Annotated in this window: 16 protein-coding genes and 1 pseudogene; 12 read left to right on the plus strand and 5 right to left on the minus strand. The window is 72.6% G+C overall.

The window, feature by feature from the left end:
• Positions 1 to 102: 102 nt before the first annotated feature.
• Positions 103 to 1,716 carry an amidohydrolase gene (locus EV372_RS21830; protein ID WP_130397533.1) on the plus strand — a complete coding sequence of 538 codons (1,614 nt, stop codon included), beginning with the start codon at positions 103 to 105 and terminating at the stop codon, positions 1,714 to 1,716.
• 148 nt (positions 1,717 to 1,864) lie between these two features.
• Here the strand turns inward: EV372_RS21830 and EV372_RS21835 are convergent, their stop codons facing one another.
• Together EV372_RS21835 and EV372_RS21840 are read right to left on the minus strand one after the other, a co-directional pair.
• Positions 1,865 to 3,019, minus strand: coding sequence for a S1 family peptidase (locus EV372_RS21835; RefSeq protein ID WP_130397534.1), 1,155 nt, complete (start codon positions 3,017 to 3,019; stop codon positions 1,865 to 1,867).
• Positions 3,020 to 3,781: 762 nt separating this feature from the next.
• Positions 3,782 to 4,927, minus strand: a complete 1,146-nt coding sequence (locus tag EV372_RS21840) for a S1 family peptidase (protein ID WP_130397535.1) — start codon at positions 4,925 to 4,927, stop codon at positions 3,782 to 3,784.
• A gap of 794 nt (positions 4,928 to 5,721) precedes the next feature.
• On the opposite strand from EV372_RS21840, the gene EV372_RS21845 reads away from it, so the two are divergent.
• The 6 genes and pseudogenes from EV372_RS21845 to EV372_RS21870 all read left to right on the plus strand — a co-directional run.
• Positions 5,722 to 5,925, plus strand: a complete 204-nt coding sequence (locus EV372_RS21845) for a ubiquitin-like protein Pup (RefSeq protein ID WP_013152531.1) — start codon at positions 5,722 to 5,724, stop codon at positions 5,923 to 5,925.
• A 166-nt stretch (positions 5,926 to 6,091) separates the two neighbouring features.
• Positions 6,092 to 6,934 (plus strand): proteasome subunit beta, encoded by an 843-nt coding sequence (prcB, locus tag EV372_RS21850; RefSeq protein WP_130397536.1) that lies wholly within the window; start codon positions 6,092 to 6,094, stop codon positions 6,932 to 6,934.
• 54 nt (positions 6,935 to 6,988) lie between these two features.
• Positions 6,989 to 7,750 (plus strand): proteasome subunit alpha, encoded by a 762-nt coding sequence (gene prcA / locus EV372_RS21855; protein ID WP_130397537.1) that lies wholly within the window; start codon positions 6,989 to 6,991, stop codon positions 7,748 to 7,750.
• 114 nt (positions 7,751 to 7,864) lie between these two features.
• Entirely contained in the window at positions 7,865 to 9,223 is a 1,359-nt protein-coding gene (gene pafA / locus EV372_RS21860) for a Pup--protein ligase (RefSeq protein ID WP_130397538.1), read from the plus strand.
• Positions 9,224 to 9,375: 152 nt separating this feature from the next.
• Positions 9,376 to 10,479, plus strand: coding sequence for an FKBP-type peptidyl-prolyl cis-trans isomerase (locus EV372_RS21865; RefSeq protein ID WP_130397539.1), 1,104 nt, complete (start codon positions 9,376 to 9,378; stop codon positions 10,477 to 10,479).
• A gap of 236 nt (positions 10,480 to 10,715) precedes the next feature.
• A pseudogene (locus tag EV372_RS21870) lies at positions 10,716 to 11,705 on the plus strand (methionyl-tRNA formyltransferase); the annotation flags it as partial.
• A 789-nt stretch (positions 11,706 to 12,494) separates the two neighbouring features.
• On the opposite strand, the gene EV372_RS21875 reads toward EV372_RS21870, so the two are convergent.
• On the minus strand, positions 12,495 to 13,610 hold the full coding sequence (locus tag EV372_RS21875; RefSeq protein ID WP_130397541.1) for a DUF3866 family protein: 1,116 nt from the start codon (positions 13,608 to 13,610) through the stop codon (positions 12,495 to 12,497).
• A 98-nt stretch (positions 13,611 to 13,708) separates the two neighbouring features.
• On the opposite strand from EV372_RS21875, the gene EV372_RS21880 reads away from it, so the two are divergent.
• From EV372_RS21880 to EV372_RS21900, 5 genes are all read left to right on the plus strand, one after another.
• A complete protein-coding gene (locus tag EV372_RS21880) occupies positions 13,709 to 15,760 on the plus strand; it encodes a WYL domain-containing protein (protein ID WP_130397542.1) in 2,052 nt (683 codons plus the stop codon).
• A gap of 60 nt (positions 15,761 to 15,820) precedes the next feature.
• Positions 15,821 to 16,006, plus strand: a complete 186-nt coding sequence (locus tag EV372_RS21885; protein ID WP_130397543.1) for a hypothetical protein — start codon at positions 15,821 to 15,823, stop codon at positions 16,004 to 16,006.
• Between the two features lie 66 nt (positions 16,007 to 16,072).
• Positions 16,073 to 16,423 (plus strand): Sec-independent protein translocase subunit TatA, encoded by a 351-nt coding sequence (gene tatA / locus EV372_RS21890; protein WP_130397544.1) that lies wholly within the window; start codon positions 16,073 to 16,075, stop codon positions 16,421 to 16,423.
• 152 nt (positions 16,424 to 16,575) lie between these two features.
• Positions 16,576 to 17,427, plus strand: a complete 852-nt coding sequence (tatC, locus tag EV372_RS21895) for a twin-arginine translocase subunit TatC (RefSeq protein ID WP_130399044.1) — start codon at positions 16,576 to 16,578, stop codon at positions 17,425 to 17,427.
• 104 nt (positions 17,428 to 17,531) lie between these two features.
• Entirely contained in the window at positions 17,532 to 17,957 is a 426-nt protein-coding gene (locus EV372_RS21900) for a DUF397 domain-containing protein (protein WP_130397545.1), read from the plus strand.
• A 173-nt stretch (positions 17,958 to 18,130) separates the two neighbouring features.
• On the opposite strand, the gene EV372_RS21905 is transcribed toward EV372_RS21900, so the two are convergent.
• Entirely contained in the window at positions 18,131 to 19,087 is a 957-nt protein-coding gene (locus EV372_RS21905; protein WP_130397546.1) for a sporulation protein, read from the minus strand.
• A gap of 899 nt (positions 19,088 to 19,986) precedes the next feature.
• Entirely contained in the window at positions 19,987 to 21,279 is a 1,293-nt protein-coding gene (locus EV372_RS21910) for an HNH endonuclease signature motif containing protein (protein ID WP_130399045.1), read from the minus strand.
• Between the last annotated feature and the right edge of the window lie 469 nt (positions 21,280 to 21,748).

Here is a 21,748-nt window from a genome sequence, read left to right on the forward strand (position 1 = left end):
CACCGCCGGGCCCGCGAGCGGCGGCCCGACCGCCGCGCGTCCCCCCGCACCGCCGCCGGGCCGACCGGCCCGGCGCCAGCCCACCGAGGAGGAATCCCACCCGTGTCCGGTCTGCTCATCCACAACGCCAACGTCCTGACCATGGACGACGCCAACCCCCGGGCCCGCGCCGTGGCCGTGCGCGAGGGCCGGGTCCGCCTGGCCGGGGACACCGAGGCCGCCCGCGCCGCCGCGGGCCCGGGCGCGGTGGAGGTGGACGCGGGCGGACGGACCGTCCTGCCCGGGTTCATCGACCCGCACAACCACCTGCTCTCCACCGCCGAGTCGCTGGCCGCCGTCGACGCCGGGTACCCCCGGGTGGGCAGCGCCGCCGACCTGGTCGCCGTCATCGGGGCCGAGGCCGAGCGCACCCCGCCCGGCCAGTGGATCCGCGCCTTCCAAATGGACGACGCCAAGTTCCCGGGAGGGCGGCCCACCCGCCGCGACCTGGACGGGGCCACCGGGGAGCACCCGGTCATCGTCTACCACGTCTCGGGCCACCAGGCCGTGGTCAACTCCGCCGCTCTGGCCTGGAGCGGTATCGGCGAGGACGTCCCCGACCCGGCGGGCGGCTCCTTCGTGCGCGACGAGGGCGGGCGCCTGACGGGCATGGTCCTGGACTCGGCCATGGAGCTGCTGCTGCCCCTGGCCGTGGACATCGGCTGCCACGGGCCCAACTTCCACACCGACCTGCCCGCCGAACAGCTCCTGGGCTGGTTGGCCGCCGCGGCCGACCCCTACCTGTCGGCCGGGGTCACCACCGTGTGCGACCCGCAGGTCTCGGCACGCGAGCTGCGCGTGTACCGGGCCGCCCGCGCGGCCGGGACCCTGCCGCTGCGCACGTTCGGCATGCCGCTGTCCCACCAGCTGGACGCGCTCACCTCCGCCGGGCTGGCCAGCCCCTTCGGCGACGACTGGCTGCGGCTGACCGGCATGAAGTTCTACTCCGACGGCACCCTGCTGGGCGGCACCGCCAAGTTCAGCGTCCCCTACGGCGAGCACGGCGAGTTCGCGGGCAGCCTCTACCACCACCCCGACCAGCTCGTGGACCTGGTCACGCGGGCCGCCGCGGAGGGCTGGCAGGTCGCCGTCCACACCCAGGGCGACGCGGCCATGGACCACACCCTGGCCGCCATCGCCTCGGCCGCGCGGGTGTCGGGGCCCGACCCGCGTCCGCGCGTGGAGCACTGCGGCTACCCCACCCCGGAGCAGGCCAAGCGCTTCACCGACTACGGCGTCATCCCCGTCAACCAGCCCAACTTCCTGTACGACAGCGGGGGCGACTTCCTGCGCCGCCTGGGGGAGCGGGCCCACCGGCTCCAGCCCATGCGCGAGGAACTGGACCTGGGGCTGCGCCCGGTGCTCTCCAGCGACTCCTTCGTCTCCAGCCTGCGTCCGATGGACACCGTGGCCAACGCGGTGTGCCGCACCACCCGCGAGGGCCGGGAGATCGGCGTCGAGCAGGCCGTCACCCTGCACGAGGCCCTGCGCGCCCACACCCTGGACGCCGCGCACGCGCTCGGCGTGGAGGACCGCCTGGGCGCGCTGCGCGCCGGGCACCTGGCCGACCTGGTGGTGCTGGACCGCGACGTGGAGTCCCTGCCCGCCGAGCGGCTGCGCGAGGTCGACGCGTGGATGACGGTGCTCGACGGCCGCGTCGTCCACCGCGCCCCCTGAGGCCCGGCCTGGGCCGTGTCCGGTCGCGCCTCCCCGGCTCGCGCCCGCCGTCCGCGCGAGCCCCAGGTTTCCGGCCGCCCGGGGCCGCCGCACATGGGCGTCCCCCGCCCGCGCCTGCGCGCGGACGGGGGACGTGTCGGAGAAGGGGTCAGCTGGTGCGGATCCTGACGCCCCAGGAGTTGATCATCGGCGTGACCTCCTGGTAGTAGGTCGTGCCGCCGACGGAGCAGTTGCCGGAGCCGCCGGAGGTGACGCCCTGGGCCTGCGAGCCGGAGATGAACGAGCCGCCGGAGTCACCGGGCTCGGCGCACACGTTGGTGCGGGTGAGCGAGTAGACGGTGCCCTGCGGGTAGCGCACGGTCTGGTTGCGGGCCTGGATGGTGCCGCAGTGCCAGCCGGTGGTGGAGCCGGAGCGGCACACGGCCGAGCCGGCCGGGGCCTGGCTGGTGCCGGTCACCGACTGGTAGCCGCCGGAGTTGTAGCGCGAGACCAGGTTGGTCAGGGTGAAGTTGGAGGTGCCGCGGACGAAGGCGGCGTCGTTGCCGGGGAAGACCGAGTTCTGGAAGGTGCCGGTGCCGTTGCCGATGGTCACGCCGGTGCCGACCGTGCCGCAGTGGCCGGCGGTGACGAAACCGGGCTGACCGGAGCTGTTGGTCGCCGCGAAGCCGACGGAGCAGCGGCCGCCCATGTAGTAGGCCAGGCCGCCGATGATGTCGGCGTAGACCTGCGGGGCCTCCTCGGCCTCCTCCACCCGGACCGAGGAGGAGTCCACACCGGCGTCGGCGAGCAGGGCGGCGACGTCGGCGTCGGAGCCCTCCAGCACCTCGACCACGACGGTGTCGCTCTCCACGTCCGGGTACCAGCCGAGGACGCTCTCGGGAACCTCGGCGCCGTTGAGGTCCTCCACGACCTCGGTCAGGCCCTCGGTGCCGTGGGAGACCACGGTGGCCTGGGCGCCGGTGGCCTCCACGGCCTCGACGGCGGAGGCGTCGGTGACCAGCACGGTGAGTTCGAGGGTCTCGGTGTCGAACAGGGAGCCGCCGTAGGCCTGGCCCGCGGCCTCGGTGGCCTCGGCGTCGGTCTCGATGGCGGCTTCCTGCGCCGAGAGCAGCTCCTCGGCCTCGGCCGAGGTGAGGTCGAGGTCGCGCTTGAGCGCCTCCGTCATGCTGGCGGCGCTGTCGTCGGCGACGGGGGTCTGGGGGACGGGGGCCGGCGCCGCGAGGGCTCCGGGGGCCATGGCCAGTGCCATGCCGAAGGCCAGGGCTCCTGTGCCCACGGCGGAGATGATGCTGGAGGGTCTCATGGGGGTCCCTACTCTCCAAGGGGGATAGACGGGGGATTCGGGGCTCCGCGTTCCTGTAGGAGCGAAAAGCCCCTTTCGGGGGTCGAAGTTGATCCGATTCCCGAAATTCACCGAGACGTCCGGTAAACGATCACCAACATAAGTGCACACTTTGACGCTGCAAAGACCCGTGGGGTGTGTATTCATTCAGAAGGACGAGGGATTGTCCGATGACCCTTCGTTTCGCGATGGCTACGCGTAGTCGCTCTGCGTGCGACCTTGCGATCCTCGCGTTCGTCCGGTGACGGAGTGGAGTGGGGCGGCCGTGTCAAGGAGTGCTCCGTGGCCGGATGCGGACGCCGGTACCGGGTGCCATCCGTAACACCACGGCTACAGGGGTGTAACTCCAAAGGTCAGGGGCGGCCGTCGGAGGCCTTCCGGGCAGGTGCGGCCCCGGGGGAGGGCGGACGCGCCCGTGGCCGGACCCGGACACGCGAGGGGCTTGCGGGACGCCTGAGGCTCCCGTGTGTGCTCCCGGAGCGGCGTCCGCGCCGCGCCGCTTCGACGGCGTGGGGGTCCTCGCGCGTGCTCCCGGAGAAGAGCGGGCCCGCGCTCGTGCGGCACGGCCCAAGGGCTCGCGCGAATCCGGGAAAGGGCGGTCGTGGACGCGCGCGCACGAATACGAGGCGTGCCCACGCGAAGCTCCCGAGAGAAGCGCCCCCACGAGAAAGGGCGCCCCCGCCCACTGCCGTGGACGGGGGCGCCGTGGGCGCTACCGGAGCGCTAGCCGGTCACCAGGGACAGCCCCCAGCTGCTGAGCAGGGGGGTGACCTCCTGGTAGTAGGTCGTGCCGCCGGAGGTGCAGTTGCCCGAGCCGCCGGAGGTGACGCCCTGGGCCTGCGAGCCGGAGATGAACGAGCCGCCGGAGTCACCGGGCTCCGCGCACACGTCCGTCCGGGTCAGGTCCTGGACCGTGCCCTGCGGGTAGCTCACCGTCTGGCCGCGGGCCTCGATGGTCCCGCAGTGCCAGCCGGTGGTGGAGCCGGAGCGGCACACCGCCGAGCCGGCCGGGGCCTGGCTGGAACCCGACACGGCCTGAGGGCTGCCGGAGTCGTACCGGCTGACCAGGTTGGTCACGTTCCAGTTGGAGGTGGCCGCGACGAAGGCGCCGTCGCTGCCCGGGAAGACGGACTCCTGGAAGGTTCCGGAGCCGCTGCCGTCGGAGCTCTCGGCGCCGGTGCCGACGGTGCCGCAGTGGCCCGCCGTCACGAATCCGCCCGCGCCGGAGCCGTCGGTCACGGCGAACCCGACCGAGCAGCGTCCGCCGCCCATGTAGTACGCCTCGCCGCCGACGATGTCGGCGTACAGGCGCGGCGTCTCATCGGTCTCCTCCACCTGGACGGCGGAGGGGTCCACGCCCGCGGCCTCGATGAGGCCGTCGGCGCTGGCTCCCTCGACGACCTGGACCACGACGGTGTCGTTCTCCATGTCCGGGTACCAGCCGACGACCCCTTCCCGGCCGCCGGTCTCGTCGAGCGCCTCGACGACCTCGGTCAGGCCCTCGGTGCCGTGGGAGACCACGGTGGCCTGGGCGCCGGTGGCCTCCACGGCCTCGACGGCGGAGGCGTCGGTGACCAGCACGGTGAGTTCGAGGGTCTCGGTGTCGAACAGGGAGCCGCCGTAGGCCTGGCCCGCGGCCTCGGTGGCCTCGGCGTCGGTCTCGATGGCGGCTTCCTGCGCCGAGAGCAGCTCCTCGGCCCCGAGCGGGGTGAGGCCGAGGTCTCTCTGCAGCGCTTCCATCATCGTCTGGGCCTCGCTCGCTGGCTCGGCCGGTACGGTCGCCGCACTGGCGCCCGGCGTCACGGAGAACGCCAGACCGAACGCGAGTGCGCCGGTGCCGATAGCGGAGATAGCGGGGGAGGGTCGCATAGATCCCTACTCTCCTTGGGGAACTGACGGGGGTTCGGGGCCCGACGCCCGCCGGCGAGGACGTCGGACTCCGGTGGGGCCGTGCAGGGGGCCCGGCCCCACGATGTGCCTACCGAGGACCATGTCGCCAAGACACTCGGTAAGCGAATCCACACCATAAGTGCGCAACCTGGATAGCGGAAGGGTGGATGCGAGGGTCTGTCTTTCTAGGGATGATTGGGTCATCGGATGATCGAATGAAATGCACTATGTGACGCATGGTGATGGTGTGTCTGACCTTGTAGTTTTCTGTCGCATCGCTTCCGCAACACGGAAAAGCGGTGTTGGCAAGGGGTGTTTCGTGGCCGGATGCGGCCATCGGAACCGGGTGCCATTCGTGACCGCGCGGACACGTAGGAGTAACCCCGAAGGTCAGGGCGGTGACCCGCGGGTAACTCCCGTGCGCGGAGCGAACAGCCGCACCTGTGGCGGCCCGTCCCGGACGGCGCGGCGCGGGAACTCAGGGGACGGGCGGAGGGACGGGAGCGGGTCCTTCCGCGCCCTCCGCGCGGCCCCAACCGCTCCGCTCCGGGCCGGAGGGGGCGCGGGCCCGGGGCCCGCCGCTCCCGCGCGGCGTCGGCCGTGACACGCCCGGGACGCGGCGCACACGCGTACGAGCACGTGCGCGCGCACATGGGACGATCCGAGGTAACTAGCGAGTATCGGGCCCCGGGAAGGGGGTTGAGGCGCCCGGTGTTGGGCCAAGATAAGGGCAAGAGCCCCGAACGGGGAGCCCGAACGGGAGGTAACAGGCTATGGCGACGAAGGACACGGGCGGCCAGAAGCACGCCTCGCGCCGCGACGAGGAGGTCGAGGAGACCGAGGCCTCGGCGGACGTTCAGGAGCGCAAGGACCAACTGGACGAGGACGTCGACGACATCCTCGACGAGATCGACGACGTGCTGGAGAGCAACGCCGAGGACTTCGTCCGACAGTTCGTGCAGAAGGGCGGCCAGTAGCCGCTCCGCGGCGGTTCGCTGACAGCGCACTCCAGCGCCGCCAGCCCCGCCGCGCACAGGACTAGGGTCAGTTCCAACGGTCGGCGCACAGCCACCGCAGACAACAAGGACAAGAGGCGCCCCACCCGCCCCCATGACGGGGTGGGGCGCGCGTGGAGGGAGTCGCGTGTTCGAAGGGTTCGAGGGCGGACGGTTGCCCGCCGCTTTCATGAGTGCGGGAACCTCGTCCTTCACCGAGTTTCTCAGTTCGGTCCGCCCCGAGATGCTGCCCGGACACAAGCTGCCCCCGGGCGGCGGGACCGAGCACCTCACCCCCGACGCCACGACCATCGTCGCACTGACCTTCCCCGGCGGCGTGCTCCTGGCGGGCGACCGCAGGGCCACGCAGGGCAACATCATCGCCAACCGCGACATGGAGAAGGTCTTCCGCACCGACGAGTACTCCGCCGTGGCCATCGCGGGTTCGGCCGGGTTCGGCATCGAGCTGGCCCGCCTCTACCAGGTCGAGCTGGAGCACTACGAGAAGATGGAGGGCCGCTCGCTCTCCCTCGAAGGCAAGGCCAACAAGCTCGCGCAGATGGTGCGCGGCAACCTCGGCCTGGCCATGCAGGGCTTCGTCGTCGTCCCGCTGCTGGTCGGCTACGACGAGAACACCGGCCAGGGCCGCGTGTTCAGCTACGACGCCACCGGCGGCCGCTACGAGGAGCAGCGCTACCACTCCATCGGCTCCGGATCGGTCTTCGCCAGGGGCGCGATCAAGAAGCTCTACCGCGAGGACCTCGACCAGACCGGCGCCGCCAAGGTCGCCCTGGAGGCCCTCTACGACGCCGCCGACGACGACTCCGCCACCGGCGGCCCCGACCTGCACCGCAAGATCTTCCCCCTCGTCGACGTCGTCACCGAGGACGGCCACCGCCGCCTGCCCGCCGAGGACGTGGCCCGCCTGGCGACCGAGGTGGTCCAGGGGCGCGCGGCCGACCCCGACGGTCCCACGGCCACGCTGGGCTGAACCGGCCCCGTCCCACACCAGACATCTCCCGACTAGGTAAGGAAACGATCCGCGGTGTCGATGCCGTTCTACGTCGCCCCCGAACAGCAGATGAAGGACAAGGCGGACTACGCGCGCAAGGGCATCGCGCGCGGCCGCAGCGCCGTCGTCCTGCAGTACGAGGGCGGGATCCTCCTGGTGGCGGACAACATGTCCCGCACCCTGCACAAGATCAGCGAGCTCTACGACCGGATCGGCTTCGCCGCCGTCGGCCGCTACCCCGAGTTCGAGAACCTGCGCCTGATGGGCGTGCGCTTCGCCGACGTGCGCGGGTACCAGTACGACCGCCGCGACGTCAGCGGGCGCCAGCTCGCCAACATCTACGCCCAGACCCTGGGCACCGTGTTCAGCGAGAGCCTCAAGCCCTGGGAGGTGGAGATCGTCGTCGCCGAGGTCGGCGACACCGCCGCCGACGACGAGATCTACCGCATCACCTTCGACGGCTCCATCGTGGACGAACAGGGCTTCGTGGCCGTGGGAGGCTCCTCCGAGCACGTGTCCGGCGTGCTCAAGGACCGCTTCGCCGCCGACGCCCCCCTCAGCGCCGCCCTCAACGCGGCCACCCACGCCCTGGCCAGGGAGAACGGCGAGGAGCGCGAACTGGAGGCCACCAACCTGGAGGTCGCGGTCCTGGAGCGGTCCAGGGAGCACCGCAAGTTCCGCCGCATCCACGGCCAGCGCCTGACCGACCTCATCGCGGAGGGCAGGGCGGCCGGAGGCGGCACCGCAAGCACCGGAACCACCGGAAGCACCACCACGGGCGGGACCGACGAGTGACCTGGAAACGATGATTCACGGTGCGGCGCTCCCGAGGCGCCGCACCGGCCGGGCGGGTGTGGACGGCGCGGCCCCGTCGTCCACACCCCGGTGACGGGAAGTTGGTGAGGCCGCGTGGAACGACGGATCTTCGGGCTGGAGAACGAGTACGGGGTCACGTGCACCTTCCGTGGACAGCGCCGCCTGTCCCCGGACGAGGTCGCCCGCTACCTCTTCCGCAGGGTGGTCTCCTGGGGGCGCAGCAGCAACGTGTTCCTGCGCAACGGCGCCCGCCTGTACCTGGACGTGGGCAGCCACCCCGAGTACGCCACCCCCGAGTGCGACAGTCTCGTGGACCTGGTGGCCCACGACAAGGCCGGTGAGCGCATCCTGGAGGGGCTGCAGGTCGACGCCGAGCAGCGCCTGCACGAGGAGGGCATCGCCGGGGACATCTACCTGTTCAAGAACAACACCGACTCGGCGGGCAACTCCTACGGCTGCCACGAGAACTACCTCGTGGGACGGCACGGCGAGTTCGGACGCCTGGCCGACGTGCTCATCCCCTTCCTGGTCACCCGCCAGATCATCTGCGGCGCCGGGAAGGTGCTCCAGACCCCCCGCGGCGCCCTGTTCTGCGTCAGCCAGCGCGCCGAGCACATCTGGGAGGGCGTCTCCTCGGCCACCACCCGCTCGCGCCCCATCATCAACACCCGCGACGAGCCGCACGCGGACGCCGAGCGCTTCCGGCGCCTGCACGTCATCGTCGGCGACTCCAACATGAGCGAGACCACCACCCTGCTCAAGCTGGGCTCCACCGACCTGGTGCTGCGCATGATCGAGGCCGGTGTGGTCATGCGCGACTACACGCTGGAGAACCCGATCCGGGCCATCCGCGAGGTCAGCCACGACATGACCGGCCGCCGCAAGGTGCGCCTGGCCAACGGGCGCGAGGCCAGCGCGCTGGAGATCCAGCGCGAGTACCTGGACAAGGTGCAGAGCTACGTCGACCGGCACGGCACCGACGCCACCGGCAAGCGCGTCCTGGAGCTGTGGCAGCGCACCCTGGAGGCGGTCGAGACCCAGAACCTGGAGAGCGTCTCCCGCGAGATCGACTGGGTGGCCAAGTACCTGCTGCTGGAGCGCTACCGCGACAAGCACGACCTGTCCCTGTCCTCGCCGCGGGTGGCCCAGCTCGACCTGACCTACCACGACATCCACCGCGACCGCGGGCTGTTCTACCTGCTCCAGGGCCGCGGCCAGATGGAACGGGTGGTCGGCGACCTCAAGATCTTCGAGGCCAAGTCGGTGCCGCCGCAGACCACGCGGGCCCGGCTGCGCGGCGAGTTCATCCGGCGCGCCCAGGAGCAGCGCCGCGACTTCACGGTGGACTGGGTGCACCTCAAGCTCAACGACCAGGCCCAGCGCACGGTGCTGTGCAAGGACCCCTTCAAGTCGGTGGACGAGCGGGTGGAGAAGCTCATCGCCGGTATGTAGGACTTCCGGTCCCCTGCTCCCGGAGCCCCGTCCGGCGGTCGAAGGCCGTCCGTGTCGGGGCTCCGGCGTTCGTGGTGTTCCAGGGGATGGTTACGGCCCTTCTTTTCGGTAGTGTGACTCTGTCCCAAGCCGGAAATCAGAGGTTGTGACCCATGCACCGACGTGCTGCCGCCCTCGCGGTGCCGCTGACCGCGATCGCCCTGGCGGTCTCAAGCTGCGGAAACATCCCCGAAGAGTGGCGTACTCCCGCCTTCATGCGTATGGGGGAGGACCAGCTCGACCCGCGGCTTCCCGAAGTCACCGGCGAGGTCGGTGAGGAACCGGAGGTCGCCTTCCCCGACGAGGAGCCCCCGACCGAGCAGCTCTCGGGCGTCGTCGACGAGGGCCCGGGCGAGAACGAGCTGGTGCGCGCCGACGACCTCCTGATCGCCAACGTCGTCCAGTTCCAGTGGACCGGCCCCGGCGAGGGCGCTCCCGTCGAGGGGCAGTCCAGCTACGAGACCGGCGCCCCGGACCTGATCCGCATGGAGCAGATGCCCGCGGAGATCAGCGACGTGCTGGTCAGCCAGCCGGTCGGCAGCCGGGCCGTGTACGTCTTCCCGCCCCTGACCGAGCAGGAGCGCCAGCAGGCCGAGATGTCGGGGCAGCCCGTCCAGGAGGGCGCGAGCGTCCTGGTCATCGACCTGATGGACCGCTTCAACAAGGGTTCGGTCGTGGGGGGCGAGCAGGTCGCCGACGGCGGCGACGGCCTGCCCACGGTGACCCAGGAGGGCCACAGCGAGCCCACCATCGAGGTCCCCGACACCGATCCCCCCGAGAACCTGGAGGTCGTCCCGCTCATCGAGGGCGACGGCGCCGAGGTCGAGGAGGGCCAGCAGGTCATCGTCCAGTACAGCGGTGTGCGCTGGGAGGCCGACGACAACGGCGAGCACCCGGTGTTCGACTCCACCTGGAGCCGCGGCGGCGACCCCTTCGACACCACGATCGGCGCGGGCGCGGTCATCGAGGGCTGGGACGAGGGCATCGTCGGCCAGCCGGTCGGCAGCCGCCTGATGCTGGTCGTGCCCGGCGACATGGCCTACGGCGAGACCGAGGAGGAGTCCGGGGGAGCCCCCGCCGGGACGCTGGTCTTCGTCATCGACGTCCTGGGCGCCTACGACAACCCGCCGCCCCCCGAGCCCGCCGAGGGCGAGGGCGCCGGCGGCGAGGAGGCCGCACCGGAGGAGTCCCCCGCGCCCGAGGAGGGCGGGGAGTAGCCCTCCCGGCGCGGTCCCGTGCACGCCCGGGGCCGGGGAGCGGTCCCCGGCGCAGCCGGGCGCGTACACCCGGACGGCCGGCACCGGACGCCCCCGCGGGGAGGGAACCCGCGGGGGCGTCCGCGTGTCCGGCCCGGCCCCACCCGGGCGGACACGCCCAGGTACCGCGTTCCACTGCCCTTCCCCGACCGGTGCGTAGAGTCGAATCCATCGGTGGACGGGCGAGGGGGAAGCTCATGTCAGACCGTCGGCGCTACTGCTACGCCTCCGGGCTGGGCCTCGGTGTTCCGGCGCTGGAGGAGCTGTGCGCCCGAGGCTTCCCGCCCGGTCTGGTGGTGTCCCACCCCGCCGAGTTGGCCCACTGCTCCGGTTACCACGACTACGGGGCCCTCGCCGGCCGGCTCGGTCTGCCGCACCTGCGCGCCGCCCTCGACTCGGACGAGGTGCGCGAGGCGCTCACCGCCCACGGCATCGACCTGATGGTCGTCGCGGGCTGGTCGGGATCCGTCCCGCAGGAGGTCCTGTCCTCCCTGCCGTTGGGCGGGGTCGGAGTGCACCCGGCGCCGCTGCCCGTCGGCCGGGGCCGGGCGCCCATCCCGTGGACGATCCTGCGCGACATGCGCTCCAGCGCGGTGACCCTCTTCCACATCGAAGGGGAGGAGCACAGCGGCGACATCGTCGACCAGGCCTGGTTCGACGTGGCCCCGGACGCCACCGCCGCCGGTCTGTACGAACGCGTGGGACTCCTCCAGGCGGAACTGCTCGTGCGCCACGTGGAGGGCCTGCTGGAGGGCACCGCGCCCCGGCGGCCGCAGAGCGGCCACGCGTCGGTGTGGCCGCGCCGACGCCCCAGCGACGGCCACCTCGACCTCACCGCCTCCGGAAGCGACGTGGACCGGATGGTGCGCGCGCTAGCCGAACCCTACCCGGGGGCGTTCGCGATGTTCGGCAGCGCCCGGATCACCCTGTGCTCGGGACGCCTGGTGGGCGGGGTCGCCGGCGGGGCGCCCGGGCAGGTGGTCGCGACCGGCCGGGGGCGGGAGTGGGGGATCACCTGCGGGGACGGGGCCGTGTTCGTGCCCGAGGTGCTGCGGGTGGACGAGGGGGTGCGCGCCCGGCCGACCTCGTTGGCGATGTTCCGGCCCGGGACCTTCTTCGAGGCCCCCTCCCAGCACATGCTGGAGGGCACCCGGCGGGCGCCCCTGCCCGGACAGGCGCCGAGCGGACCGAACAGGGTCGTGCCCGCGGCCCGGACCGCGCCGGAGACACGGGCCGCGGAGCCCGGGGGCCCGGGGGAGGGGAACGCGCGGTCGCGGGCTTCGGCCACGGAGGAGGGGAATTCCGGGGCGGACGTGTCGGGGGCACCGGACGCGTCGGGGACTTCGGGTGCGTCGGGTGCGGCCGGGGTGGCCGGGGCGGAGGTTTCGGAGGCCCGGGAACCGGAGCAGCGGGTCTTTGAGGGGCGCGGCCCGGAGGCGCAGACGCCGCAGGCACGGGTTCCCGACACGCGGGGGCCGGAGCCCCAGGCCCCGGAGGCGCAGGCGGGGGACGGGACGGACCTCGCGCCCGGGATCATGGCGGGCGACCCCGGCCCGGCCGACCAGCGCTGAGGAGCGGGGAGGCCGGGAACCCGCGGTTCTGGGCGGAGTGCGCGCCGGAACCCGTAACCCAGGGCGGGAGGCGCTGAGCCTGGAACCCGTGGTGTGAGGCGGGGCGCGTCGGGACCCGGCGCCTGAGGTGGGAGACGCGAAAACCGGAGTCCGGGACGGAAGGCGTGAAGCCCGGAGCCTGCGGCTCGGGGCGGGAGGCGCAGAGGCCGGGGGTGCGGAACCCGGCGCTTTGGAGGGGCGCGGCGAGGGCCCGGAGCCCGGCGCTTCGGGCCGGACCGGGCCGGATCTGCCGAAGGCCGGGCAGCACGAGGCGGGCGGGGCGCGGGCGCCCCCTTCAACCAGGGTAGAAGCCCGGCCCCAGCTCGGACCAGACCGCTCCGGAGCCTGTGGACAACCCGCCCGCGCCTACAGCAGCGCGGCCGCGTGGCGGCCCGCCGCCGCGGCGCTCAGGAAGGCCGCGCGGTCCTCCTCCAGGCCCCGGCCCATCGTCGACACCTTCACCGGAAGCGTCCGCACCGCCTCCTCCAGTCCGTCCACACCCACCTCCACCAGGGTGTGCCGCTCGCCCAGAACCCCGGCCTGGACGCGCACGCGCTCGCCGAACACCCCCGGAAGCAGCGGCACCACCACCTCCGCCCGCGCCAGCGCCACCCGCCCGTAGGCGGTCAGGCTGTGGTGCGACACCCCCCGGTGCCGCTCGCGAGCGTCGGCCTCGCTCACCCGCAGCGACGCCACCGGACGCCCGCCCAGCACCGCCGCCGCGTTCACCGCCTCACCACACGAGACTCCCGAGAACCCCCACGGCGTCCCGGTGCCCAGGTTGCCCGGCCCTTGGCACACCACCGCCACGTCCGCGCCCAGCACGTGCCGGGCCGCCAACAGCCCCGAGTGCACGGTCACCGCCTCCAGGTCGCCGCCGAAGGACTGCCCCGTGGTCACGCACCCCGCCAGCAGCCCCTCCTCGCGCAGCGCGCCCACCAGCCGTGAGAACGCCGCGGGCAGCGCGCCCCCGTCCAGCATCACGTGGACGATCCGCGCCCCCGGCCGGTGCGCGCGCACCCCCGCCACCACGGCGGGCAGCGCCGAGTGCAGGTCGGCCACCACCACCGGCATGCCGTCCACTCCCTCGGCCGAGCGCAGCACCTCGTGGTGGGGCGAGCCCTGCTCGTCGGCGCCCAGCACGGTGGCCTGCAACGGCGTGTAACGGGCCTTGACCAGGTGGCCGGGCCCGCGGGGATCGGGGGGCAGCCGGTCGGGCACGGCCACCACCAGTGCGTACCCGCCCGTCCCCAGCCCCAGGTCCAGTGCACCGGTGTTGAGCAGCACGGTGTCGCCCGCCTCGGGCGCGCCCACCAGGTCGGTGTAGGCCAGCGCGCGGCACGTCACCTCCCCGCCTGCTCCCGCGGCCTCGCGGCCTCTGCGGCCCTCTTCGGCCACGGGCTCCAGCGCCACCGCGCACAGCACGACCCCCGGCCAGGAGGGGAGGATCTGACGGACTTCACCACGGCGCCACCGGATCATGCAAGGCACGGTACCGTCGTTGCTGAACCGGTGCCCGGGCGACGCGCCAGCGTCAGCCGCCGCCGGTCCATCCACCACGGGCGAGAAGGGTGCGGACGATGTCGCGCAGGAAGACGGAACGACAGCTGAACCTGGTCATCTGTCTGTTGTCCACGCGCCGCCACCTGACCGCTCAGGAGATCAGGAAGACGGTGCACGGCTACGCCGAGGCCGAGACCGAGTCCGCCTTCAAGCGCATGTTCGAGCGCGACAAGCGCGAACTGCGCGACAGCGGCATCCCCATCCAGGTGGGCACCGGCGACGCCATCAGCGGCGAGGAGGGCTACCGCATCTCCCGCTCCGACTACGAGCTGCCCGAGATCGAACTCCTGCCCGACGAGGCCCTTGTCCTGGGCCTGGCCGCCCGCGCCTGGCGGCACGCCTCCCTCGGCGAGGCCGCCGCCAACGCCCTGTTCAAGCTGCGCTCCGCCGGGGTCCCCGTCGACAGCGAGGCGGCCCCCGGACTCACGCCCGCCATGCGCACCGACGAGCCCTCCTTCGGCCCCGTCTGGCAGGCCGTGCGCGACCGGCGCCCCGTCTCCTTCGCCTACCGCAAGCCCGGCCAGACCGAGGCCGAGACCCGCGAGATCGAACCCTGGGGCATCGTCAACCTGCGCGGACACTGGTACGTGGTCGGCCACGACCGCCTGCGCGACGCCCGCCGCGTCTTCCGCCTGGGCCGCATCCGCGGCGAGGTGACCATCCTGCGCGGCGGCCCCGACGTCGTCGTCCCCGAGGGCGTGGACCTGCGCTCGGTGGTCGCGGGCCACAGCGCCGAGTCCGAGCGCACCGCCGTCCTGCGGGTGCGCACCGACTCCGCGCACGCCCTGCGCCGCAGCGCCCTGCGCGTGGTCCCCGGCGAGCGCGACAGCTCCGGCGTCGGCTGGGACACGCTCACCCTGCCCTACACCGACACCCCCGACCTGGTGCGGCGCGTGGCCTACTTCGGCTCCAACGCGGTCGTCGTCGAACCCGTGGGCGCCCGCGAGGCCATGGCCGCGCACCTGACGGCCACCGCCGAGACCGCCCCCGCCGCCGAGGCCGGGGACGGTCCCGGCGCGGTGGAGGAGACCGAGGCCCCCGCCCGCGGTCCCCGCTCCGCCGACCAGCTGCGCCGCCTGCTGATGCTCGTCCCCTACGCCCTGGGCCGCGACGTGCGCGTGCCCGAGGTGGCCCGCCACTTCGGGCTCAGTGAGAAGCAGGTGGTCGCCGACCTCAGCCTGCTGTGGATGTGCGGCCTGCCCGGCTACACCCCCGGCGACCTCATCGACGTCGACCTCGACGCGGCCAGGGAGACCGGCGAGATCATCATCGCCAACGCCGACACCCTCGCCCAGCCGCTGCGCCTGACCGCCGACGAGGCGGCCAGCCTGGTCGTGGGCCTGTCCCTGCTGGAGGCGCTGCCCGAGACCGAGGGCCTGGAGACCGGCGCCCTCAAGCGGGTGGGCGAGAAGCTGCGCGCCGCCGCGGGGGCCGCCGTGGGCTCGCTGGCCGACTCGGTCCAGGTGCGCGTGGAGGGCGACGCGCAGGTCGCCCAGACCCAGCGCCGCTGCGCCGACGCGCTGGAGGCGGGCCAGCGCCTGCACCTGCGCTACCTGTCGGGCTACCTGGACCAGGTCACCGAACGCGACGTGGACCCCATGGGGCTGGTGGTCCAGGACGGCTACCCCTTCCTGGAGGGCTACTGCCACCTGCGCCGGGACGTGCGCCTGTTCCGCCTGGACCGGGTCCTGGAACTGACGGTGCTGCCCTTCGCCGCCGAGGTGCCCGAGGGGGTGGGCCGCCGCGACCTGTCCGGGGGCGTCCTCCAGCGCTCGGAGCGCGACGCCCTGGTCGTCCTGGACCTGGAGCCCGCGGCCCGCTGGGTGACCGAGGACTACGTGTGCGAGTCGGTGACCGAACTGCCCGGGGGAGGGGTCCGTGCCACCCTGCGCACCCCCGCCCCGGCCTGGGTGGTGCGGCTGGCGCTGCGTCTGGGGCGGCAGGGGCGCGTGGTGTCTCCTGTGGCGCTCGCAGAGGAGGCCCGGGCCGAGGCCCGCCGTGCGCTGGAGCACTACCGGACGCCCCAAACCTCCGTGAAATTGGTCGAGACCACTTCGTCGCCCGAGTGAGGCCCAGACGTTCACCCAGGGTCAAGGGACAGGTCGGTCCGGAAAGGATAAGGTTGCAGCGTGATCGTCCTCGCTGTCCTGATCGGTGTGGTTGCGGCCGGACTCGTCGCCATCGGTGCCCTGGTGCTGCGCGCACGCCGCGCGGCGGGGGTGCTGTCCCTGGCGGTGGCACGGGCGTCGGACGAGTACCGGACGAGCAGCGCTGACCTGCGTGAGCGCGTCGGCCGCGGCGTCGCGGGGCCGTGATGGCCCCGCGTCCGAATGCGCGTACCATCGAAGGCGCTTGGTCGCGCCCCACAGAGAGGTAGAACCATGGGACCGTTCAACGGACCTACCATCGCCATCCTCATCGTCCTGGCGATCCTGCTCTTCGGAGCCAAGAAGCTCCCGGACCTGGCCCGCTCCCTGGGGCGCAGCGCGCGCATCCTCAAGGCCGAGAGCAAGGGCCTGGTCGACGACGACAACAACGAGTCCGAGGACAACGCGGACACCCGCGCCCAGACCCACCAGCAGCAGGCCCCTCAGCAGAACGCGCCGGGCCAGCCCCAGCAGGGCTACCAGCAGCCGCAGCAGCCCCAGCAGCAGGGCTACCCGCAGCTGCCCCCCGGCCAGCGCATCGTCGACGAGTCCGGTGAGACCACGCACCGCACCTACGGCAACTAGCCTCCCGGAGGCCGTGGAGCGACGCGCGCGCGGGCTCCGCCCCGCCCCGGAGTCCAGGGCCCCGACGCCGAGCGGCACGGGGCCGGAGCAGACGACGAGAGAGTGACCGCACGATGAGGGCACGAAGCCGGGCCACCAACCCCGAGGCCCGGATGCCGCTCATGGACCACCTGCGCGAGCTGCGCAACCGCCTGGTGAAGGCGATGATCGCCCTCGCCCTGGGCGCGGTGGTCGGCGTCCTGACCGACGACTGGGTGTGGGACTTCCTGGTGGAGCCCTACTGCTCCCTGCCGGTGTCCCAGGTGAACGGTCCCGACGACTGCTCGCTCATCGTCACCGGGCCCTTCGACGCCTTCTTCGTCTCGATGAAGATCTGGCTCTTCGTCGGCGCCCTCGTCTCCGCGCCGTTCTGGCTGTACCAGCTGTGGGCCTTCGTCGCCCCGGCCCTGCACGGGCGCGAGAAGCGCTACGCCTACATCTTCGCGCCCCTGGCCGCGGTCCTGTTCGCGGTGGGCGCGACCCTGGCGTACTTCATCACCTCGTACGCGCTGACGATGCTCTTCGGGTTCCTGCCCGAGGACGCCGACCCCTTCCTCACCATCAGTGAGTACCTCAACTACATGCTCATCATGATGGGCATGTTCGGCCTGGGCTTCGTGCTGCCGCTGCTGGTGGCGCTGCTCAACATCATCGGGATCCTGCCGCACGCGGCCATCGCCAAGTGGCGCCGCGTCATCATCTTCGCGGTGTTCGTGATCGCGGCCGTCATCACCCCGGCCGAGCCGATCTCCATGCTCGCCCTGGCCGTTCCGCTCATCGTCCTCTTCGAGGTGGCCGAGCTGTTCGCCTTCCTCAACGACCGGCGCAGGAAGCGCGACGACCCCTACGCCGACCTGGACGACGACCAGATCTCCGAGCTCGACGAGACGCCCTCCGAGCTGGACGAGACCCCCTCGCCGCTGGACGGCCCCGACGTGGGCGAGGAGAGCGGAAGGCGCTCCTGATCCCCTCCGGCACGCGCTAGGGTCGGGCGGTGGGACAGGCCGCGGCGCTGTCCCGTCGGCCCGGGCACCCCGGCCGACGCCGGTTGCTGGGAAGAGGAAGTGCGATGAGCGAGCGGACCGAGACCGAGCGGCAGCTCCCGCCCGAGGCCATGGGCAACGAGAAGTGGCACGACACCACCGACGCGGTCTGGATGCGGTCCTCCCTGTCCAAGGAGGAGTCCGAGGCCGTGGTCGAGGTCGCCACCTTCGACGACGGCTTCCGCGCGGTGCGCGACGGCAAGTCCCCCGAGAAGGGCACCCTGTTCTTCACCCCCGCCGAGTGGGAGGCCTTCGTCCTGGGCGCCCGTGACGGCGAGTTCGACATCCCCGAGGAGTACCTCACCGAGGAGGAGCGCCGCATCCAGCGCGGCGAGGTCGACACCGAGGTGGCCTGGGTCCCCTCGCCGCTGAACACGCCCAAGGCGATGGAGGAGTACCACCGCCGCCAGCGCGAGGAGGCCGAGCAGGGCGACGCGGGGGCCTCCGAGTAGGACCGGCCAGCCAGCGCGCCGGGCTCCGCCAGCACGGCGGCGCCCGGCGCGCGCGGAACGGGGCGGGCGCCTGGCCTGAGCGGGACCCGGAGCCGGGGCCGGGCCCGGAGCGGTTCCCCGCCCGGCGGCCTGCGCCCCGGAGGTTCGCCCCTCCTCCGGTTCCTCTCCGGCTGCTACTCCTCCTCTTCCGCCTCCTCGGGCTCCTCCCCGCCCTCGAACGCGTCGCCGATCTCGTCCACGACCTCGGCCGCGACGTAGCCCGCCGCGAGGCCGCCCGCGACACCGAGCGCGACCCCGCCGACGGCGCCGAGCACGCCGCCGCCCTCCTGCTCCCCGTACTCCCCCTCGTGCCCGGAGAACCCGCGGCGCCGGTACAGCGCCTGCCCGATCCACTCGTCCACCGCCCGCGTCCAGTCGGTGTGGTCGGCGTCGGAGTGTTCGGCCCGGAACCAGCTGGGGGCGCCGCCCTCCGCGAACCCCTCGGCGTGGCGGTCGAAGGCGAAGCCCACCGCGACGCCCGCCGGGTCGGCGGCGAAGAGGACCTCCACCTCACCCGCCTCGTGCGCGTGGTGCTCGGCGGGGTGGAACACCAGGGTCTGGAGGAACGCGGCCTCCTCGTGGGGGCCGAGCGGCGGCCCGCCCTCCACCCGAACCCCGGCGAACACGGCCCCCAGCCGCAGCATCGCCTCCAGCACGCGCTCCTGGACCGGCAGCGGGTGGACGTGGACGCGGTCGAGGTCGCCCTTGTCTGCGTCCCCGTCGACGATCACCTCGGTGCGCAGCCCCGCCAGGACGCCGGGCAGCGGCGAGCCCCCGGCCTCGGTGAGGGGTGCCTGCCACGGAACCGGATGGCTGAAGGGGATCGACAGGTGCTCCCCGGCGTCCAGGCTCACGCCCGCCGCCACGGGGACGCGGGTCCACTCCGCGCCGCCGGTGGCCTCCCCCTCCTCGTCCTCGGTCCGGGCGACCAGCACGAGGACGATCTCGGCGATGTCGGTGCGGCTTCCGCCGCCCGTGAGCTCGACACTGCCCTCCAACAGGTCCCCGGGGCGGGTGTGGGGGTGCGGCAGGACGGTGTCGACGGTGGGTCCGTCGTCACCGAAGACGGCGAGCAGGCGTTTGAAGACCATGGTTTCCTTCCGGGAGGCGTCGTGTGCGCCGCGGCGCGCGGATGGCCGGTGCGCTGGTGTCGCCCGCCCAACGCGGACGCGGTGCGCGCCGGTTCCGCGTCGGGCGGGACCGGATTCCGGGGGAGGGCTTTGGGGGCGTCCGCAAACGCGCCCGTGCACAGTGTGGCCGGGAGTGTGCGAACGGTGCCCGGTAACGGCTCTGGTGGAACGGGTGGGCCCCGCAGGTCCACGGTGGGTCGCACCGTGGCCGGGCTGTGGCAGGCCCGTGGCGGGGCTGAGCGGCTGTGGCCCGGTGGATGTCGTTTGGGGCGGGCCGCAACACGGCTGCCCCGCCGCAGTGCCGCCTCGCTGCCGTATCCCTTGGCCGGAAGCGGCCAGGGGGTGCGCGGGTGCCGACGGAGGCGCTGACGACGGTGCCGCTCCTTCTCCTTCTCCTTCCCCGTCTTCCTTGGCTGTGCTGGAGCGATCGCGGGAATGAGACAGGCGGTCAACGCTTGCTGTGCGCGCGTGGTTGGCCGTTCCTGCGGTGGCACCAGCTGCCGCGAAGTGGCCTGGGAGGGCGACCAACGGTCGGGGTTCGGGGGCGGCTGGGCTCTGCTGCGTTGGCACCAAAGGCGGCGGGTGTCCGGGGGCTCCGCTCAACGCTCCACCTGCTGGTGGTGGCGGGAGGTGGCGTCACCAGCTGCCGCGAAGTGGCGTGGGAGGGCGACCAACGGTCGGGGTTCGGGGGCGGCTGGGCTCTGCTGCGGTGGCACCAAAGGCAGCGGGACTGTCGGGCTCCGGGCAGCGGTCCGGGCCCCTGGGGCGGGGGTGGGCGACGGTGGCAGCGACGACGGTGGGCGCGGGGCCCGGGCCGCCTGCTGGGTGCGGGCATGCCGGGGTTCGGCGCGGCCCGGGGGTCATGTGCGCGGTGGTGGATCCGGGTCCCTGCCGGGCGGGTGGTCCCGGTCCCGTCCTGGGTGGTGGTGTGTGCGGAGTTCGCGTTGGTACTTGGCCCGGTTGTGCGGCCCGCACAACGGTTGCAGATTGGCCACCACCGTGCGCCCGCCCCGGGAGAAGGAGGTGACGTGGTCGGCTTGGCAGAGGGCGACCGGTACTTCGCATCCGCCCGGGTGGGCGCAGGTGCTGTGCCCGTGGAACGCAGCGGTGCGCTGGCGGGCTGAGGCCAGGCGGCGGCTGTGGCCCACGTCCAGGACCTGTCCGGTGGGCGGTGCGGTGAGCATCCGCACCACCTCGGAATCCCCAGCAAGTTCGTGGACCAGCCCGACCGGAATCACCCGACCGTGCTCGTCCAACGCCGGAACCTCCTGACCTTCGGCGTCCAGGTAGGTCTGCACAGGCACCACGATGCGGATCTGCGCCAACGGGGCCGGAGTGTTGGTACATCCAGTGTGGGTGGTGGCAAAACGCAGCGCCGCGATGAGCGCGTCATGCTCACGCTGGGACCGAGACCGGGTGTCACCCTCCCCGGGCGGGGTGGTGAAGGTGTCGATGGCCGCGCGCACGATCAACGCATCCCCGCTGCCTCCCCAGGCCTGCAACTGGTAGCTGCCCTGGAACGTGTCATGGAGCGTTAGTCCACGGGCGGCGTGAGCAGCCTCGTGGTCACGGTCCAGGCGGTGCGGATCCAAACGGTAAGCGACCTGGCGGGCCACCGACTGGAGCTGGTTGACCGACAACGCGGGCCGCTCCGTCTTCGCCGCCACCAGCGCCGCTTCGAACCCCTGCCGGTACTCCACCTGATCGGGAAAATGCTGCTCATCGCGGGTCTGGACGGCCTTGTCAGTGGCCTTGGCGATCGCCACCGCCTCACCCAAGGCCAAAGCGCCCTCCTCCACCGCTTCCACCGTGGCAGGCAGAGTCTCCTCGTGCACGTGTTGGGCCAGACGGGCCAAATCCTTGGCCTGAGCGGTAGGGATCTTGCACCGATGGGTGATCCACTTGTCCAGCGTGGAATAGCCGCTGTAGCGGGCTACCTCGCCGCGTGCGTACAGGCGCGCCATCCGCGCGAGCGCCTGGTAGCGGAGCAGGTCCAGCTGCGCCCACAGCGCCGCGACCTCCTCAGCCGCACTCTCGTCCGCCCCGGGCGGCACCTCGGCGTTCAACGCCTGGTGGATGATCTCGCGCGCACCGGCCAGCGCGGCCACGGCCGGGGAACATTCCCCGGGGGCCGCCTTGGGCGCTGCGATCATCATCTCCATACTTCTTATTATAGGCCAGCACCCGCCCTTTCTCCACTATTCACAACCCCGAATTCGACGCCTTTCTTTCCGGGGGCAGCTCTTGATTGAATGGCCACAATTAAGGTGGACTCAAAAGGTGTCCGAAAACGAGCGTCCAGAACGGGAACTCGCCGTTGGTGTCACCGCCAGCCGCCCCAACCCCAGGGGCCGGGGTCGGTGCCCGAGGCTGGAGGGTCCGCTTGCCGTTGGTGCCGACGTCGCAGAGCCCGACCACCCCTACACCCCCGGGCGTTGGTCGCCCTCCGGTGGTCGCTCCCGCCTTTGGTGCGGCTGTTCGTCGGCCACCTGCACCCCCCACCCAGCACCAGCCGCTTGCCGAAGACCATTCCACTTCGCGGCAGCTGGCGCGCTTTCGTTGCCGCCAGCAACCCCCGATAGGAATGGCGTAGGGGAGAGACCTGTGGGCGGCCCCTCCCTG

It is taken from the genome of Nocardiopsis sp. CNZ308 (assembly GCF_004217075.1).

What these genes read in the sequence shown, in the direction of transcription:
- tatA (WP_130397544.1), top strand. Translation starts at nt 16,073, where the DNA reads ATGGGACCGTTCAACGGACCTACCATCGCCATCCTCATCGTCCTGGCG.
- EV372_RS21910 (WP_130399045.1), bottom strand. Translation starts at nt 21,279, where the DNA reads ATGATCGCAGCGCCCAAGGCGGCCCCCGGGGAATGTTCCCCGGCCGTG.
- EV372_RS21880 (WP_130397542.1), top strand. Translation starts at nt 13,709, where the DNA reads ATGTCGCGCAGGAAGACGGAACGACAGCTGAACCTGGTCATCTGTCTG.
- EV372_RS21845 (WP_013152531.1), top strand. Translation starts at nt 5,722, where the DNA reads ATGGCGACGAAGGACACGGGCGGCCAGAAGCACGCCTCGCGCCGCGAC.
- EV372_RS21905 (WP_130397546.1), bottom strand. Translation starts at nt 19,087, where the DNA reads ATGGTCTTCAAACGCCTGCTCGCCGTCTTCGGTGACGACGGACCCACC.
- EV372_RS21875 (WP_130397541.1), bottom strand. Translation starts at nt 13,610, where the DNA reads ATGATCCGGTGGCGCCGTGGTGAAGTCCGTCAGATCCTCCCCTCCTGG.
- EV372_RS21900 (WP_130397545.1), top strand. Translation starts at nt 17,532, where the DNA reads ATGAGCGAGCGGACCGAGACCGAGCGGCAGCTCCCGCCCGAGGCCATG.
- EV372_RS21835 (WP_130397534.1), bottom strand. Translation starts at nt 3,019, where the DNA reads ATGAGACCCTCCAGCATCATCTCCGCCGTGGGCACAGGAGCCCTGGCC.
- EV372_RS21840 (WP_130397535.1), bottom strand. Translation starts at nt 4,927, where the DNA reads ATGCGACCCTCCCCCGCTATCTCCGCTATCGGCACCGGCGCACTCGCG.
- tatC (WP_130399044.1), top strand. Translation starts at nt 16,576, where the DNA reads ATGCCGCTCATGGACCACCTGCGCGAGCTGCGCAACCGCCTGGTGAAG.
- EV372_RS21865 (WP_130397539.1), top strand. Translation starts at nt 9,376, where the DNA reads ATGCACCGACGTGCTGCCGCCCTCGCGGTGCCGCTGACCGCGATCGCC.